The 17,278-nt window shown below is 66.4% G+C and carries 14 protein-coding genes and 1 pseudogene; 9 read left to right on the top strand and 6 right to left on the bottom strand.

The features are described 5' to 3' along the window. Positions 1-93: 93 nt before the first annotated feature. The gene (locus tag E1288_RS34095; RefSeq protein WP_165968400.1) at positions 94-1,470 is read left to right on the top strand and encodes a sugar porter family MFS transporter; all 1,377 of its coding nucleotides are present in this window, start codon (positions 94-96) and stop codon (positions 1,468-1,470) included. Positions 1,471-1,477: 7 nt separating this feature from the next. Here the strand turns inward: E1288_RS34095 and E1288_RS34090 are convergent, their stop codons facing one another. Further along, the gene (locus tag E1288_RS34090) at positions 1,478-2,632 is read right to left on the bottom strand and encodes an ROK family transcriptional regulator (protein WP_165968399.1); all 1,155 of its coding nucleotides are present in this window, start codon (positions 2,630-2,632) and stop codon (positions 1,478-1,480) included. Between the two features lie 157 nt (positions 2,633-2,789). Between E1288_RS34090 and E1288_RS34085 the strand changes: the two are divergent. From E1288_RS34085 to E1288_RS34065, 6 genes and pseudogenes are all read left to right on the top strand, one after another. Beyond that, a pseudogene (locus E1288_RS34085) lies at positions 2,790-3,668 on the top strand (sulfatase-like hydrolase/transferase); the annotation flags it as partial. Continuing rightward, a complete protein-coding gene (locus tag E1288_RS50175; protein WP_328592523.1) occupies positions 3,661-4,338 on the top strand; it encodes a sulfatase/phosphatase domain-containing protein in 678 nt (225 codons plus the stop codon). The pseudogene E1288_RS34085 and the gene E1288_RS50175, both read left to right, overlap by 8 nt. 26 nt (positions 4,339-4,364) lie before the next feature. Beyond that, positions 4,365-5,792: a sulfatase family protein gene (locus E1288_RS34080; protein ID WP_132492642.1), complete on the top strand. Its 1,428-nt coding sequence runs from the start codon at positions 4,365-4,367 to the stop codon at positions 5,790-5,792. Continuing rightward, positions 5,793-6,011: a YidH family protein gene (locus E1288_RS34075; RefSeq protein WP_132492640.1), complete on the top strand. Its 219-nt coding sequence runs from the start codon at positions 5,793-5,795 to the stop codon at positions 6,009-6,011. Positions 6,012-6,023: 12 nt separating this feature from the next. Then, a complete protein-coding gene (locus E1288_RS34070; RefSeq protein ID WP_132492638.1) occupies positions 6,024-6,932 on the top strand; it encodes a formylglycine-generating enzyme family protein in 909 nt (302 codons plus the stop codon). A gap of 331 nt (positions 6,933-7,263) precedes the next feature. Continuing rightward, the gene (locus E1288_RS34065; RefSeq protein WP_132492636.1) at positions 7,264-8,055 is read left to right on the top strand and encodes an SAM-dependent methyltransferase; all 792 of its coding nucleotides are present in this window, start codon (positions 7,264-7,266) and stop codon (positions 8,053-8,055) included. A gap of 185 nt (positions 8,056-8,240) precedes the next feature. Here E1288_RS34065 and E1288_RS34060 read toward each other — a convergent pair whose 3' ends face one another. From E1288_RS34060 to E1288_RS34050, 4 genes are all read right to left on the bottom strand, one after another. Beyond that, positions 8,241-9,110: a helix-turn-helix domain-containing protein gene (locus tag E1288_RS34060; RefSeq protein WP_132492634.1), complete on the bottom strand. Its 870-nt coding sequence runs from the start codon at positions 9,108-9,110 to the stop codon at positions 8,241-8,243. 203 nt (positions 9,111-9,313) lie between these two features. Next, positions 9,314-9,472, bottom strand: a complete 159-nt coding sequence (locus E1288_RS47360) for a hypothetical protein (protein WP_010694616.1) — start codon at positions 9,470-9,472, stop codon at positions 9,314-9,316. Then, complete coding sequence (locus tag E1288_RS34055) at positions 9,473-10,300, bottom strand: class E sortase (RefSeq protein WP_132492632.1); 828 nt, start codon at positions 10,298-10,300, stop codon at positions 9,473-9,475. A 402-nt stretch (positions 10,301-10,702) separates the two neighbouring features. Continuing rightward, complete coding sequence (locus E1288_RS34050) at positions 10,703-11,872, bottom strand: Dyp-type peroxidase (RefSeq protein ID WP_132492630.1); 1,170 nt, start codon at positions 11,870-11,872, stop codon at positions 10,703-10,705. Between the two features lie 82 nt (positions 11,873-11,954). On the opposite strand from E1288_RS34050, the gene E1288_RS34045 reads away from it, so the two are divergent. Next, entirely contained in the window at positions 11,955-13,277 is a 1,323-nt protein-coding gene (locus E1288_RS34045) for a right-handed parallel beta-helix repeat-containing protein (protein ID WP_235883995.1), read from the top strand. 7 nt (positions 13,278-13,284) lie between these two features. On the opposite strand, the gene E1288_RS34040 is transcribed toward E1288_RS34045, so the two are convergent. Continuing rightward, positions 13,285-13,998, bottom strand: coding sequence for a hypothetical protein (locus E1288_RS34040; protein WP_235883994.1), 714 nt, complete (start codon positions 13,996-13,998; stop codon positions 13,285-13,287). Positions 13,999-14,316: 318 nt separating this feature from the next. Between E1288_RS34040 and E1288_RS34035 the strand changes: the two genes are divergently transcribed. Beyond that, on the top strand, positions 14,317-16,746 hold the full coding sequence (locus E1288_RS34035; RefSeq protein WP_235883993.1) for an SdrD B-like domain-containing protein: 2,430 nt from the start codon (positions 14,317-14,319) through the stop codon (positions 16,744-16,746). Positions 16,747-17,278: the final 532 nt, after the last annotated feature.

The raw sequence follows: 17,278 nt of genomic DNA, 5'->3' as shown, positions 1-17,278 counted from the left end.
GGGCCACCCAGTGTTAATTTCGTTCCTAGATTTAAAAAGTCCATGCAGGTTGTGCTGCATGTGACGGTCCTCCAGCGAAGGTGGGTCCGGAGTATGAAGCAGGTCGCGTCCCAGCAGGCGCCCGTTGAACAACGTCGTGAAGTGCCGCCCGGTCTGGTGTACTTCCTCGGTGCTCTCGGAGCGATCCTCTGGGGTTACGACAACGGCGTCATCGCGGGTGCGCTGCTGTTCATGACCGAGGAATTCCACCTCGGCCCCGCCGCGCAGGGGGTGGTCTCGTCGTCGCTGGCGATCGGCGCAGGGGCAGGGGCCGTCGTGAGCGGCGCGCTGGCCAACCCGCTGGGGCGCAAGCGACTCGTTTTCATCGCCAGCCTGGTCTTCATGGGCGGGACGCTTGCCTGGGCCACGTCCGGTTCTGTGGCGATGCTCGTGGTCGGCCGGATCGTGATCGGGGTCGGCATCGGCATCGTGTCCGTGTCCGTCCCGATCTACCTCGCCGAGATCTCGCCCGCGCGCATTCGCGGGCGGATCGGGGCGCTCACCCAGCTGATGATCGCTTCCGGGATCCTGCTGTCCTACGTGGTCGGATACGCGCTGTCCCCGTTCGAGGCGTGGCGGTGGATGGTCGCCTTCGCGTTGGCGCCCGCACTCGTCCTGATCGCGGGGATCTGGGTGCTGCCGGAGAGCCCGCGCTGGCTGCTCACCCGGGGGCGGGACGAAGAAGCGCGGGAAGAGCTCGCGCGGCAGGTCCCCGCGCACGAGGTCGAGCAGGCGATGCGCGAGATGCGCGAGACCTTCCACCGGGCGAAGCCATCGTGGCGGGAGGGATTCCGGCCGGGTGTCCGCCGCATCGTCCTCGTCGCTGTGGGATTGGCGGTGCTCACCCAGCTGCTCGGCATCAACACGATCACCTACTACGCCCCAACGATTCTGAAGTCGATCGGGTTCAGCGAGGAAGCGTCTCTGCTCAACACGATCGGCTTCGGCATCGTTTCGATCATCTTCACGGTGCTCGCGTCCAGGCTCCTCGATGGCTGGGGTCGCAGGCCGCTGTTGATGGTCGGGGCGCTCGTGATGGGGCTGAGCATGACGACCATGGCGGTGCTGTCCTGGACCGCCGGCCTCACCCTCGGTGCCAGCGGAATCATCGCGATCGCGTGCCTGGTCGTCTTCAAGGCGATGTTCTCGCTGTCTTGGGGCACTTCCTCGCGGATCGTGATCGCCGAGATCCTGCCGTTGCGGGTCCGGGGTTCGGCCCTCGGCATCGCGGAGGTCTTCAACTTCGCATCGACGTTCGCGCTGTCGCTGACGTTTCCGATCCTGCTCGCGGCCGGGAGCGGGCTGGCCTTCGTCCTCTTCGGCGTCATGGGCCTGCTCGCGTGCCTGTTCGTCGGCGTGCTCGTTCCTGAGACGAAGGGCAAGACCTTGGAGGAGATCGAGGCCGAAATGCTCCCGGCCGATAAGCGGTAATTGGCGCTCAACCCAGTCGGGGCGCGCTTCGACCGCGTCCCGCTGGGAGCTCCGAGGGTGGCGGACCGTAGTAGAAGGACTCGAAAGCGCTCGCGGCTGCTCCGACGACCCCGGGGGCGTCGAACGATGTCCGCTTGAGGCTCAACGAGTCTCGCAGCAAGGGGAAGGCTCGCTCGCGCGTGCGCTCCGTCAGGTCGCGCAGGAAGGGCTCGGGTGCCTCCGCGAGCAGGCCCCCGACGACGATCAGCGTCGGATTGAGCAAGTTCGCGACGGCGGCGAGGCCGGTGGAGAGGTGTCGCAGTACGGAGTCTCGGAGATCGGCGGCGTCCTTGTCGGTGGTTGCGGCGTTTTCCAGGGCATTGAGGAGTTCACCGGGATCGTTCACGCCGAGCTGGGACAGATTCCGCCGGAGCGCGGGCTCCGCCACGATCGTTTCGAGGCAGCCGTGTGCTCCGCACGCGCACGGCTCCCCATCGGACACGACTTGGATGTGGCCGAGTTCGCTGACGCCGTGCTCGCCGCACAGGAAGGGTTCGTCGTGGAGCACGAGGCCGAGACCGACACCGGTTTTGACGTAGACGAAGGCGATGCTCCGGGCGCCGTGGCCGAACCTGTTCTCGGCCAGCGCCATCGCGCGCACGTTGTGCTCGACGACGGTGGGCAGGCCGCAGGTTTCCTCGCTGATGGTCGCCATCGGAACGTCGTTCCAGCCGAGGTTGACCGACATGAGGTTGACCCGGTTGGTCGTGTCGACCGCGCCGGCCGCGCCGATGCCGATGCCGATCAGTTCCGATGCGGCCAGCGGCAGCAAGTCCTCCCGCACCCGCTCCGCGATCTGCTTCATGACGGCCTCTGCTGGTGCCGACGGATCGAACGTCCACGTCCGCACGTCGTGGGTGCGTCCCAAGGCGTCGACGAGTCCGGCCCGGGCGGTGCCGACGCCGATCTGGATACCGCAGACCTCGACGGCCTCCGGGACCAGGCGCAGCCCGATCGCGGGACGGCCGATGCGGGACTCGGCTTCGGCGCTCGACTCCTTGATGTAGCCCTTGCTGATCAGCGGTGTGACCGCCTTGGTCACCGTGGTGGGAGACAGGCCGGTGATCTCGGAGATCGCACTGCGGGAGAGCGCCTCGCCGGAGCGAAGCAAGGTGAGGATCAAGCCATCGTGGCGTCCTCGGGTCGGAAGGGTGACAGGAGTCGAACGGGGCATCGTCTTCCTCACGGAGCCATGCGGACCAGGCAGCTTGATCCTACCGCCCTGCGATGTTAATTTCTCTAGGGAAGAAAATAAATCTGCGCTGCGGAAGGGCGGTCTTATGTGCAGCGGGCCAGTGGGGCGGCGGACCAACGTGGTGCTCGTCCTCGCCGACGACCTCGGGTTCTCGGACCTGGGCTGCTACGGCGGCGAGATCGACACCCCGCACCTCGACCGGCTCGGCCGCTCCGGGGTCCGGATGTCGTCGTTCTACAACACCGCCCGGTGTTCGCCGTCGAGAGCCTCGCTGCTGACAGGTCGGCATCCCCACGAGACCGGGATCGGCATCCTCACCGACGACCAGCGGCCCTGGGGGTATCCGGGTTCGCTCGACGTGGCGGTACCGACCGCCGCCGAAATCTTCCGGGAAGCAGGCTATGCGACGTGCCTGTCCGGAAAATGGCACCTGTCCAGCGATACGAGCACGCTCAATGAGACCTGGCCGACCCGGCGCGGATTCGACGAGTTCTACGGGATCCTCCCGGGGGCGGACGACTACTTCCACCCTCGCAATCTGCATGCGGGAGAGGAGCGGCAGCCGCCGCCCACCGGCGATTACTACTTGACCGACGCCATCGGTGAGCACGCAGCGGACTTCGTCGCCCGCCAAGCCGACGCGGACCGGCCCTTCTTCCTCTATCTCGCGTTCACCGCGCCGCATTGGCCGCTGCACGCTCCCGAAGGCGAGGTACGCAGCTACGCCGAGCGGTTCTCGGCGGGGTGGGACGAGCTGCGCGCCGCCCGGCGTGAACGCCTCGTGGAAGAAGGAATCCTGGGCGATGAAGCTCCACTGAGCGAACGGGATCCTGAACAGTTGCCGTGGTCCGAGAACGAAGCGCAGGCGTGGGAAGCGCGCCGCATGGCGGTCTACGCGGCTCAGGTGACCGCAATGGACCGCGCGATCGGCCGAGTGATGTCCACTTTGGAGCACAGTGGTGTCGCGGACGACACCCCTCGTGGTGTTCTTGTCCGACAACGGAGGGTGCGCGGAGGAGCTGCCACCTCCGGACGCACCCAAGTTCCGCGATCGGCAGCCCGCGCACACGCCGGACGGTGTTCCGATCAAGCTCGGGAACGATCCCGGTATCCGGCCCGGCGGGGAAGACACCTTCTGCAGCTACGGCAAGGCATGGGCGAACCTGTCGAACACTCCGTTCCGCTACTACAAGAGATGGGTCCATGAGGGAGGAATCGCCACTCCGCTCATCGCCCACTGGCCAGGCGGAGGGCTCGACACCGGAAGAATCGTGCGCGCTCCGCACCAGCTCACCGACGTGCTACCGACCCTGCTCGATGCTGCTGGCATCCCGTCCGCGGCCGGCCCGGGCGGCTCGATGCTCGCCGAACTCCGCGGGGAGTCCGGCGAAGAAGAGCGCATGTTGTTCTGGGAGCACATCGGCAACGCCGCAGCCCGCCGCGGTCGCTGGAAGATCGTTCGGGAAGCCGGCAGCGCCTGGGAGCTCTACGACATGGCGAACGACCGCACCGAGCGGCACGACCTCGCCGCGCAAGAGCCCGGTTTGGTCGAAGAACTGGCCTCGCGCTGGCAGGAATGGGCCGACTCCGTCGGCGTCGTCCCGTGGGACACCATCCGCGCCGCAGGCCGCTGACGAACGACGGAAGGGAACTGACCAGCATGGCCACCAGTTCTGAGCGCCGCCCGAACATCGTGATGATCCTGACCGATGACCACGCCGCACACTCGATCGGGGCGTACGGTTCGGTCGTCAACAGGACACCGCGGATCGACGAGATCGGCCAGCACGGCTGGCGGTTCGACAACTGCTTTGCCACCAACGCGCTGTGCTCACCGAGCCGTGCGTCGATCCTGACCGGCACCTACAGCCACGTCAACGGGGTGACCACTTTGGACACCCCCATCGATGCGAGTCAGCCGACGTTCATCGGCCAGCTGCGGCAGGCCGGCTACCGCACAGCCATGATCGGGAAGTGGCACATGGGCCACGGCGAAGGCCACGACCCGCAAGGGTTCGACTACTGGGATGTGGTGATCGAACAGGGCGAGTACTGGAACCCGCGGTTCCTGTCCGAAGACGGCTTGCGCACCGTCGAGGGCTACGCCACGGACATCGTCACCGACCTCGCCTTGGGCTGGGTGGAGGGGCTCGAAGGCGACGAGCCCTGGTGCGTGCTGATCTACCACAAGGCACCGCATCGTCCCTGGGAGCCGAACCACGAGCACAAGGGCATGTACTCGGATCCCGTTCCGCTACCGGGCACATTCCACGACGACTACGCCACCCGCTCGGCCTCCGCTCGTCGGGCCGCGGTGCGCATGGCCGAAAACCTGAACGAGGAGGACCTCAAGGTCCAGCCGCCGGAAGGGTTGACCTACGACGAGCTGGCCGTGTGGAAGTACCAGCGGTTCATGGAGGACTACCTGGCCTGCGTCGCGAGCGTCGACGACAACGTGGGCCGGGTCATCGACTGGCTGCGGGAGCGAGGGGAGTTCGACGACACCCTCCTGATGTACGCCTCCGACCAGGGCTTCTTCCTCGGCGACCACGGGTGGTTCGACAAGCGGTTCATGTACGAGGAATCGCTGCGCATGCCGTTCCTGCTCAGCTACCCGCGCCGGTTGCCCGAGGGTGAGGTCTTCGCCGGCATGGTCACCAACGTCGACTTCGCGCAGACGGTCCTCGACGCCGCCGGCGTGGCCCACCACCCGCGCATGCAGGGACGGAGCTTCTGGCCCGGCCTGCTCGGTGCTCCTGCCGCACCGGTGGAGGGCATCTACTACCGCTACTGGGAACACGACGACCAGTTCCACCGGGCACCAGCGCACTACGGGTACCGAACCGAGCGCTACAAGCTGATCTACTTCTACAACGACGGACTCGGGCTCCCCGGGACCGGCCCGTTCACCTACCCGCCGGAATGGGAACTGTACGACATGCAGGCGGATCCGGACGAGCTGCGCAACGTCTACGACGACCCCGCATACCGTCAAGTCCGTAAAGAACTGAAAGCCGCTATGTGGCGCGAACAGGCCAGGCTCGGTGACGAGCCCCACCCCAGCCAGCCAAAGCCCGCGGGGGTTTGAGTGCGCGGTCGGCTGCGGACCAGACCGAGGTGGCACGAGGAACGGGAGGAGCCCGATTACCGGTTCACCCTCGCCAACGAGCGGAACTTTCCGGCGTGGTTGCGAACGTCGCTCGCGCTGGTCGCGGGTGCAGTGGCGCTCAACCAGCTCGTGCCGCCGTTCCGGCCGATAGGCGCAAGCACGCTCGCCGTCGTGCAGTTGGTCCTGATCGAAACGTAGGAGGGTGGGGTCGTGTCCCATTGCTGTCCGCCATCTCGCTCCGCCGTCAGGGACGAACCGGAACCGGTCGTGCACCTCCGATCAGGTTCCGATGTGGACGAATTGATCGCGTTGCCCGGCGGCGTCTTTCTGATGGGCACCGATGATGAGGAGGGGTTCCCCGCGGACCGGGAAGGGCCGGTGCGCGAGGTGACCGTCGCGCCGTTCGCGATCGATCCGCATTGCGTCTCCAACGCGCGCTTTGCCCGGTTCGTCAAGGAGACCGGATATCGCACCGAGGCGGAGGCCTTCGGCTGGACCTACGTGTTCGCCAAGTTCCTGCCCGCAGATGTGCGGAAGCGTTCGCTGCGACCGCCGCAGGCGCCCTGGTGGTGCGCGGTGCAGGGGGCTTGCTGGCGCGAGCCGGAGGGCCCGGGTAGCGGTCTCGACGGCCGATGGGACCATCCGGTCGTCCACGTCTCCTGGAACGATGCGGTCGCTTACTGCTCGTGGGCAGGGCGTCGGTTGCCCACCGAGGTCGAGTGGGAGTACGCCGCCCGGGGAGGCTTGCGGCAGGCTCGGTACCCGTGGGGCGACGAGCTCGTCCCAGGAGGGGAGCACCGCTGCAACATCTGGCAGGGGCGCTTTCCCGTCCGGAATACCGGGGAGGACGGTTACGTCGGCACGGCCCCGGTGGATGCCTTCCCGCCCAACGGTTTCGGCCTCCACAACACTTCGGGCAACGTGTGGGAGTGGTGCGCCGACCTGTTCGACCCGGCACTGCCTGGCCGGTCGATGCGCGGCGGTTCCTACCTCTGCCACGACTCCTACTGCAACCGCTACCGGGTGGCCGCGCGCACCGCGAACACGCCCGACAGCGCGAGCGGCAACCTCGGCTTCCGCGTCGCGGCGGATCTTCGCCCGATCGGACGCGGGCACTGAGCGGACAACCGCAGACGCCGACCGCGGTCGAGCAGGGCGAGTGGCGGTGCATCAGCCCTGGGCACGTGGCGATGGTTCCGCCCGCGCGTCTTGAGCAGCAGTGCGGCGCCAGACGCATGGGCACAGGCGAAACCAACTCCGGAAGAGAAGAGCGGATCGACGAAGTAGGCAGGTGTGAGCGCCTCGCGCGTCGTGGGTCGCCGGATTCCGGCGTACCGCTCCAAAAGGTGCAGGTGGTCTGGAGGCGCTGGTGGGGACGGAAAGTCGTTCGGGGTGGAACCGTCACGATAAGGTACGGGTGGAGGCCCCGTGACGAGAATCGGAGTACCTGGTGGCTGATAGCGCTGACATCGACTACACCGCACCGTCATCGCCGCGGATCTGGAACTACTGGCAGGGCGGCAAGGACTACTACGCCGTCGACCGGGCTGCGGGGGACGAGTGGGTTGCTCTCCAGCCGGAGATCGTGCAGATTGCCAAGGAATCTCGGCAGTTGTTGATGAGGGCGGTGCACTATCTGGCGGCCGAGGCCGGTGTGCGTCAGTTCCTCGATATCGGTACCGGCCTGCCGACTCTGCAGAACACCCACGAGGTGGCCCAGGCAGCCGCGCCGGAGTCGAGGATCGTCTATGTCGACAACGACCCGCTGGTGCTGTCGCATGCCCGAGCGTTGATGACGAACACCAGTGACGAGGGCGTGACCGCCTATGTCGACGCTGACTATCACGAGCCTGAGGTGATCATTGCGGATGCCCGGTCCACGCTGAACTTCACACAGCCGATCGCGGTGATGTTCATGGGCGTGCTCGGGCATGTCCCCGAGTACGAGGAAGCGTTGTCGATTGCGCGCCGGGTGATGGCGGCGGTCCCGTCCGGCAGCTACTTGGTGTTGTGGGAGAACACCAACCTCAGTGAGACGGCGCGCAAAGCCGCTGAGGAGTACGCGAAGAGCGGTGCGATCCCGTACCGGCTGTGTTCGGTGGAGCAGGTGGCGACGTTCTTCGACGGGCTGGAGCTGGTCGGCCCTGGCCTGACCTCGATCAACCAGTGGCGGCCGGGCGCTGACCAGACAAGCGCGGGAGAGCCGTTGGATGCCTACTGCGCGATAGGTCGTAAGCCGTAGTGGCGTGGTCCTGCCTACCGGGGAGCTGATCGTTTCCTGGCGGCAGGGGCTTTCTCCCGAAGCGTTGACGGCTCCGCGCGGAGCGTTGGGACGGCTCGTCAGACGAGGTCGTCGAACTCGCCGTCCTTGGCCCCGTACCAGGCCGCACATCATCTCTTGCGTCCCCGCGATGCGGACACATGCCGTTAAGAGGAGCGGTTCAGCGCGGCTTTCAAAGTCTTGCGGGTGTCTTCTGGGGTGAGAGCGTCGGAGGTGAGGCGGTGCAGAGCGGCGCTGTAGACCTCAACGTCCTCGGACTTGTCGAGATAGAGGGCGCCGCAGAGATGCTCGAGGTAGACGATGTCGGGAATTTCCGGCTGAGCGAAACGCAACAGGGTGAAGGGGCCCTCCGCGCCGGAGCGACCGACGTCGAACGGCAGGACCTGCAGCGAAACCGCGGACATGGTAGTTGCCTCGAGCAGGTGCTCGATCTGTTCCCGGAGCACTTCCCGGCCACCGATCGGCCGGTACAGCACGGACTCGTCGATGACCGCCCACAGCCGCGGCGGCTCCGGCCGGGTGAACAGCTTCTGGCGCTGCAAACGCAGCCGTACTCGCCGGGCCACCTCGTCGTCCGGGAAGTCCGGTCGGCCCTGGGTGGCGACCGCACGGGCATACTTCTCGGTCTGCAGCAGCCCAGGCACGAACTGAATCTCGAAGGTCTGAATGCGGGAGGCCGACTCCTCCAAACCGACGTAGTCCTGGAACCACGACGGCATCAGGTCGTTGAAGCGGTGCCACCAGCCCGGCTCGTTGGACCGGCGCACCATGTCGAGGAAGGATTCGCGCTCAGCAGCGGCCGCGACGCCGTAGAGGGTCAGCAAGTCGGCGACGTCGCGTTCCTTGAAACCAACCCGGCCCAGCTCCAGCCGGCTGATCTTCGATCCGGAACCGCGGATGGTGTATCCGGCGTCCTCCCGGGAAATCCCTTTTGCCTCGCGCAACCTGCGCAGCTGGCTACCCAGCACAAGCCGCCGAGCGGTGGGGCCGCCCTCCGTGGCACTGTCCTCGGCCACGCGAGACCTCCTCCACTACGGACTACTCCGCCAACATCGTAACCAACTCCCGCAGCTGACAGCCTTATTTATCATAGCTGGCGTAGCTGGCGGAGCATGCCGCGCACGAAGACCAGGGCCAACGGTGGCGGTGGCCGCGGGGTTCATTTCTGGTTCCCGGAGCGCAGTCGTGAGAGGCAGGCGTGGCAGCAGCCCGAACGCTCCTAGTTCGGAACCGAGACCTGGTTGAACGGGAGCATCGGTTCCAGCCAGGGGAAGACCACGAACAGCAACAGCGCGATCACTCCCAGGGCCAGTAGCAGCGCGAGCACCAGCTTCGCGCCCAGCGGCCCGGGGAGGTGACGCCAGATCCAGCCGTACATCTATGCCTCCCCGATGGCCTGCAACAACTGGGCATACGTGGCGTCGGCCGTCTTCGGGAACTGTCCGGTCAGCACCGCGTGCACGATCAGCCGTTGCCGATCGGAGAACTGCGGGTGGCACGTGGTCAGCGTGAGCAGTGCGACCTGCTGGGCGGGCGGCAGGATGTCGGGCGGTTTGTGCGGCACCGGCGCCACGACATCGCCCTCGTTCGGGCTGACGATCTCGCGGCCGTAGGTCTCGCCGTATGGGCCGCCGTCGGCCGCGTTCGTCCGCAGCGTGCCGACATGCGAGCACTGCGGTTGCGCGCCCTTTCCGGTCGACCAGTTCGCGATCTCGTCGGAGTGCGGCAGTACGCGGTAGACGAAGAAGTCGGTCTGCGTCTCCACTACGACCGCGTCGCAGGAGCTCAGCAGGTCCAGGTCGTTGAAGGGCGCACCTTTGCCGACCCGATGCCCGGCGACCGCGAAGTTGCCTGCCTCGCCGGGCAGCGCGGTGCCCTTGTAGTGCCCCGGCCCGACCTCCAGTGCCGCCGCTTCGGCGCCTTCCTGGATGGTGAAGTGGTAGTCGGCGCCGAAGGTTGGGATGTACAGCTTGGCGAACGCTTTGCCGTCGATCAGTTCGGGATGCGGCTGCCGGCCCTGCGCCCAGTCCTCGTTGAGCGTCGTCGCGCTGGCCTGTTTCTTCGCCGAGAAGAGGTCGGTCGCGTACAGCTCGTAGACGGCGAACAGCAGGACGACCAGCCCGGCGGTGATCAGCAGCTCGCCGAAGGTTCGCACGATCTTCGCGCCGAGTCCCCCCGATGACTTCGGCGCTTCCGGGATCGCCACGCGTGCTCCTTTCTAGTACTCGCTTACGTTAACGTGTCGGGTGCAGGGGGGTGCGCGCTGCCGGACCGTCGTTTCCGAGACGTTCCTTTCCTGTTCGGGCGCAGCTTCTCGTACGCTTTACGGATTCGCTGCGGCCCTTGGCGCACCGGATCCGGGTGCTGGTCCTCCCGGCCGACCTAGAGTGCGAGAGCGGCAATCGCGTGCCTGGCAACGCTTCTCGCCTTCACGGTCTGCTGCGGTGCTCCCGGCCTTATTGGGGTTGATGATCGTTGAAGTGGCTTACGAGCTTGGTGTGCTCTAACGCGCATGTGGAAGCTCGGGTGGGCGCTTGGCCGCACCCGAAGGTGCGGCCAAGCTGGTACCGCAACGGCACCGGCGTCTCGGCCGAACGTGCAGCACTGTCTACTGTGGTCGACCTGTACAGTGGAACAGCGTGGCGCCAAGAGGGTGTTGTTGGTCGAAACCGGGGAGTATCAGGAAGGTCGCGCTGGCGGTAGTGGTGGTGAATTCCAGCAGTGCGTCGGAATGATCCATTCGGGTCAGGGTGCTGGTGAATGTTCGTATGTCGTTCTGGAAGCTGATGAAAAGCAGGCCGGGGGCGGGTTCGTCGGTGCTGTAGGAACGACGGAGCATGAGGCCGACGCCAACGACGTTGGAGTGCGCTCTGCGGACGTGGGCGTCCGCCGGGATGAGGTAGCGTCCGTCCGGCGTTTTGGCGCCGAGGTTCGGGTCCGAGGTGATGGTGCCACCGGAGAGAGGCACGCCGGTGGCTCGGTACCGGCCGAAGACCGCCTCCTGGTCGGCAACGGACAGCGTGGCGAACCGCGGCAGATCGAGTTCCATGCGTCGTAGTACGGCAATGGTGCCGCCGGCGACTGGAGCCGGCCCGGCCAGCCACAGGTCTCGTTGTTCTTGGACGGTGGTGTGCGGGCCCACGATGCCGTCGATGAAACCGAACAGGTTTCGTGGCGCGGTAAGGCCCTGATCTACGGGAACGTTCGAGCCGCGGCGCCCGGACTGCCGCCAGCGTTCGTGCATCCGGTCACCAGCCTGGTCCAAGAGCGCGGCGGCGAGGATCGGTAATACCAAGGCGTCGCTGGCGCAGATCTGTATCAGCAGGTCACCGCCGCGTGCCTGCGGAGCGATCTGCTCGCGGGAGAACTGTGGGAGATCCACGGCGCCGGGTAGGGAAGGACCGACCATGCGCACCAGTCGGGGGCCCACTCCGATCGTCACGGTGAGATCGCCCGGAGGTAGGCCCAGCAGTCGTGCATCGGTCCCCGCGGTGAGCGTGAGGATGGCCTGGCCGAGGTCGGCCAATAATGGGCCGACGGCCACGGCATCGCCGAGGTCGGCCACCACGGCCAGCAGATTGGGCTGGGCCGGCTGCGGGAGCGTGATGCCCGCCTGATGCTGGCCCGTCGGTGACACCGGCGTGGTTGACGCGGGGGCATCGAGTTGGCCCGACTGAGGGGAGCCCGATTCGCACCCGGCGGCGAGGCCGGCGGCCATTGCGGTACCGGTGACACCGAGGAACGCGCGGCGTGACGGGCGATGATCGGCTCGGCTCACGGTATGGAGAGTGCCATATCCGCCCTCCCACAGGTTCCGGCGTCCATGCCAAACTGCGATCATGCCTCGTTTCGGTCTTCGCGTGACAGTCGCGGTGCTGGGTACGCTGACACTCGTCTTGGCCGGCTGCGGCGCCGGCGATGACGGATCGGGCCAGGGCCGACGACCGACCGGTGCACACGTGACGATCCGAGTGCCGGCTGACGCCCCGACGATCTCGGCCGCGGTGTCTCTCGCTCAGCCCGGTGACCTCGTGTTGGTCGCGCAGGGCGTGTACCAGGAGTCCGTGAAGATCGCCACGGCTCGAATTACTCTTCGTGGCGAGTCCCGGGACAAGGTCATTATCGACGGGCGGTTGCAGCAGCCGAACGGCATCGTCGTCGCCGCACCCGGGGTGGCCGTGGAGAACCTGACCGTGGAGAACAACACGCAGAACGGGGTACTGGTCACCGGTTCGGCGAAAGCGGTTGCCGGATTGCCGGGGACAAGCGGCGGCTACGACACCGGCGACGAGCCCGTCACTTTCCTGAAATCGTTCTTGGTCTCCCATGTGACCGCGACCCGCAACGGGCTGTACGGCATCTACGCGTTCTCCGCGCAGGACGGTGTCATCGAGCGCTCGTACGCGTCAGGTTCGGCTGACTCGGGGATCTATGTCGGGCAGTGCAAGCCGTGCAATATCGTGGTGCGGGACAACATCGCCGAACTCAACGCGGTCGGTTACGAAGGTACCAACGCCAGTGGCGACATGTACGTGGTCGGTAACCGCTTTGCCGGGAACCGGGTAGGACTCACCATCAACTCCGACCACCAGGAGAAGCTGCTCCCGCAACAGGGTTCCGTCGTCGCTGGCAACCTGGTCGCGGGCAACCAGCAGACACCCACCCCCGAGCAGGCCGACGGCGGGTGGGGCATCGGCATCGGCATCGATGGCGGCAGCGGGAATCAGTTCAGCCGCAACCGAATCGCCGACAACATCAACGCTGGGCTGGTGATTACCGCAACCGCCGACCTACCGCCGGACGGAAACCAGATCGTGGAAAACACTTTCGCCGCCAACGGCATTGACGTCGGCTGGACGTTTCCCACCGCCACGCAGGGACGGGGTAACTGCCTGCACGCCAATGATCTGCGCACGACGGTGCCCGCTCAGCTCGCGACGATCGCGTCCTGCCCGGTTCCTGCCCAGTCGCCCACGCCGTCCGACACGTGGGCGATGCCGAAGGCACCCGGCGGTATCCCGTTCACCGATGTGGCTGTGCCTGACGCACAGCCACAGTTCCCGAATGCCACCACCACCGGTGCCACGGCTGTTCCGGCCGTTCCGGTGCTACCGGACACCGCAAGCATCCCGCTGCCGTCAGCGTCACTGCTCGCCGGCAGTGCGCTGGTGCAGACATCCTGAGCGGCGGCTACCGCGGCGGGCTGACTCCAGGTACCGGCTGAACCGGAACATATTTCTCGGTGTCGAAATCGATGACCACTGGCTGCGGTTCGGAAGCCACCTTGACCTGAACCCGATACATGGTGCCGTCCGAGCCGATCCAGTAGCGCACGGTGCCCGCCGTACCGGGCTTGGCACCGGCGTCCGGCCCGGTCATGACGTCCACCTGGTGGCCGTCCACCTGGTCCTGTCCAGTCCAGGTGGCGCCGTTCTGCGGCAGTAGTGCGGCGTTGTCAGGCCGGTCGCTGCCGAGACTGAGCGCGATGGCCAACGAGGTGTCCAGCGCACTGCCGGTCGTTTGCAGCGGACGGCTGTACCAATCCGACCCGGGCGGCGATGCCGGTGCTTCCGCCGGGGCGTTCGCCATCGGGTGGACGAGCACGGTGGTGGCCGTCCATTCGATCAGCCCGTTGCTGGACGTATCGCGCCCGGTGCCGTGCACCACGCCGTAACCGAGTTTGGCGCGGTAGTCGATGGACCCATTGATGACCAGCCCACCGGCGGTGCTCGGCACGATGATCGTCACCGCGCGGCCCCCCGCTTGGTAATTGCGAAACCGCGTGATCGCCAGCCGATTCGCCTCATCCGAGGTCAATGCACGTGGACCGGTAGGGCCTGAGTCGTTGCCAGTGACCAGAAACGCGACCACTGCGGCAGCCGCAATGCCGATGACGGCTGCCACCCAGCGTGGCCGCAGCCATTGGCGTCGGCCGGCCGCGCGCCGCGGGAGACCTCGCCGGATTCTCATGCTCCGCACGCGGCGCGACGCTAACAGGTCCGCTGATGCGCCCCTAAAACACCCATCTTGGCAGTCGCACGGCTTTCTGGTTATATAAAGCGGTTCGGGATGATCTCTCGGGGTCAGCTGTCACCTGGGCTATGAAGCGGTTGTTCAGCCCGAAGAGGGCTTGTTCATCATGACAAGGGGGCAGCGATAGCTATGAGCCGATCCGGTAGAGGATCGAGCCGGACAGCCGGGAAGCGGCTGGTGCGGTTGGGCTTGAGCATTCTGTTGCTGGTAGGCAGCGCCACGGGCACGATAATGGGGACGGCCGGCGCTTCGGCAACTGACGGCACACTGACGGTTCAGGTTCTGCGAGATTTCTTCGGCACAGGCGTGATCAACACGACGATGGACGTGCCGCAGCAGGGTATGAAGGTTGATGTTTCCGACCCGGCCGGCCATCGCGTCACCGGCATCACGGATACCACCGGAAAAGTCGTGGTGTCGCCGTCGACCGTGCTGACCGGCGGCCAGTACCGCGTCGACGTCACCATCCCTGCGCCGTACAGTGACTATCTGCAGGCGGCACCGGCCTCGACGGCGGCAAACCACTTCGACAGCTTCACCACGTTCGTCGACGTGTCAGGCGGCAAGAACGCCTCGGTGATCACCGGGGTCTGGGACGCGGCCGACTATGCACTTCCGGATTCGCGGTATTTCGTGCCGATCCAGAATGCCGCTAGTGGGACAGACACCCGGTCATTGGTGGCGTTCGGGGCGAACCGCCGGGGTACGTGTCCCAGCGAGGTAGCGTGTCCGACCACGCTCACCACGCAATCCCAGGTGGGCACGACGTTCGGGCTGGCCTACGACAAGAACCGGCAGCGACTGTTCCAGAGCGCGTTCGCCCGGCGGCACGCCCCATACGGGCCGGATGGTGGTGATGCGATCTACACCGTGCCGGCCGACGGTGGGGGCGCGCCAACCTTGTTCGCGAAGGTGCCATTCGCCACGGTGACGCCGCACGACACCGCCAACATGAACAAGGACGCTGGGTTCACCAACGCGCCGGGTAAAGAGAGCATCGGCAGCCTGGCCCTGTCGGAGGACGGCGCGACCCTGTACGCGGTGAACCTGCTGACCCGGACTCTGGTGAGCTTCGATGCGACCGGGACCACCGCATCAGTACCCGAAGCGGCGGTGCCGATCCCGGACCCGGGCTGCGCGGCGCCCACCGACTGGCGGCCGTTCGGTCTTGAAACGCACAACAACACGCTTTACGTCGGTGGCGTGTGCTCCGCGGAGAGCACGCAGAACCGGGCGGACCTGAAGGCTGTTGTCTACGCCTACGACGGCAGGCAATTCAGCACGGTGCTGACCCACCCGCTTACTGCCGAGCGCGGTGACGTCTTTGTCGGAAGACGTGGCGAGGCCCAGAACAACCACTGGAACCCGTGGAACACCGACCTGTCGACCTGGGACGAATTCCGCCTGGGCGGCGCCTTCATCAATCCGCAGCCGGAGTTGGCCAGCCTCGCCTTCGCCCGTGACGGTTCGATGATCCTGGGTTTCCGCGACCGGTTCATGGACGTTCTCAGCGCGGGTGGGATCGACCCTCGGCCGGGCAACAACACCCCGGAACTCGGCATGTCCGGTGGTGACATCAACATGGCCTGCGCCAATCCCGCCGGTGGATACTCGTGGGAAGGCACCGGAAACTGTCCCAACCACGCGAAACCCGCCACCGACGGCGGGCAGGGCAATGGTGTCGTCGAATACTTCCCGGGTGAGTTCTTTTCCGGTGGGCACCAGGAAACCGCGCTAGGTTCGGTGGCCTACATTCCGCAGCAGCAATGGGTCATCAGCACGGAGTTCGACCCGACCGTCCACATCGAAACCAGCGGAACCGGTTACCACAACATCAGGACCGGCGAGGGTCCCGGCAACAACCCGGCCGCCAACGCCTACGAGTTCGTTGGTCGGCGCGAGAATGGGTTCGGTAAGGCCGGTGGGCTCGGCGATATCGCGTATGCGGCAGCGAATGCGCCGATCCAGATCGGCAACCTGGTGTGGTTCGACGGCGACCACAACGGGATCCAGGACCCCGGACAGGTGCCACTGCCGGGTGCGACGATCAACCTGTTGGACGCCAGCGGTAAGCAGGTCGCCACGACCAAGACCGATGCCGCCGGCGAGTACTACTTTGGTGGTGTCGGCGCCGCCTACGAGCTCACGCCGGGTGCGAAGTACACGGTGCAGTTCGACGTGTGTACCGCGAACACCAGCAAGGTGCCAAGCCAGCCGCCGGCAACCGAGCTGCGGTTCACACTCCCATTGGCCGGTGAGGACCGGGCACATGACTCCAATGTGATCCCGCCGACCACCGGGCAGCTGTGCAACGGATACGCACCTGTCACGGCGCCCGCCAACCCAGGAGGGGTTGATCACACGATCGACGCCGCCGTGTACATCCCACAGGCACCGCCGCCGCCGACGCCTACGCCGCCAACGTCTACGCCACCGACGGCCACGCCGCCGACGGCCCCGATGCCTACCAATCCGCCCCCATCCAACACGCGGCCGGGCTCGCTGGCCTCCACCGGTATTTCCAACCTGGCAGAGATGATCTTCCTCGGTGCAGTGCTCCTCGGTGCGGGCGCGGCATTCGTGTTCGTGAGCCGGAAGCGTCGCGCCAAGCAACGCTGAAAAACGGGTGGTCTGCCCGCCTGCGATCCGGAACAGCGCGGGCGGGCAGACAATGCCTGTCGGATGCCTCGACGAGAGGAGCCACGAGGCCTACTTCGTCGCGGCTGAACGGTCCGTACTTGGTCAGCCCGCGCCAGGCGAACTGCTCTGTTCGGTGCGCGCCGGGTCTGTCGCTGTGTGGTCCCAGGACATGCGATGCTGCAGCTGCAGGACCGGTGAAGCTCCCCGGTGCCCGCCTGCCGTCCGGCTGCGGGCACCGGAGCTCTTCGGCGGCGGCCAAGGTGGACGCGGTGATCCTGTTCTCGTGCTCTGACCGTGTGCCGCGGCAGTCAGCCCGATCTGGCTGGGACGCTGCACAACCTCGCCATGCAGTTGGGCGCAGTAGGTCAGAGTCAGGAGGGTCGGGGCTCAACACAGCCGAGCGACGGACCACGCGCAGCACGCGGATCATCTCCACTGCGCCGTCTTGGAACTCGGCCTGGCCGATCCCGGTGCCGGCCTGCACCGCAGGCGCCGCGGACTCAGCCGTCGA

Origin of the sequence: Saccharopolyspora elongata, assembly GCF_004348985.1 — a bacterium.
Taxonomy (GTDB): Bacteria; Actinomycetota; Actinomycetes; order Mycobacteriales; family Pseudonocardiaceae; genus Saccharopolyspora; species Saccharopolyspora elongata.
This window is presented reverse-complemented; position numbering and strand designations above follow the sequence as displayed.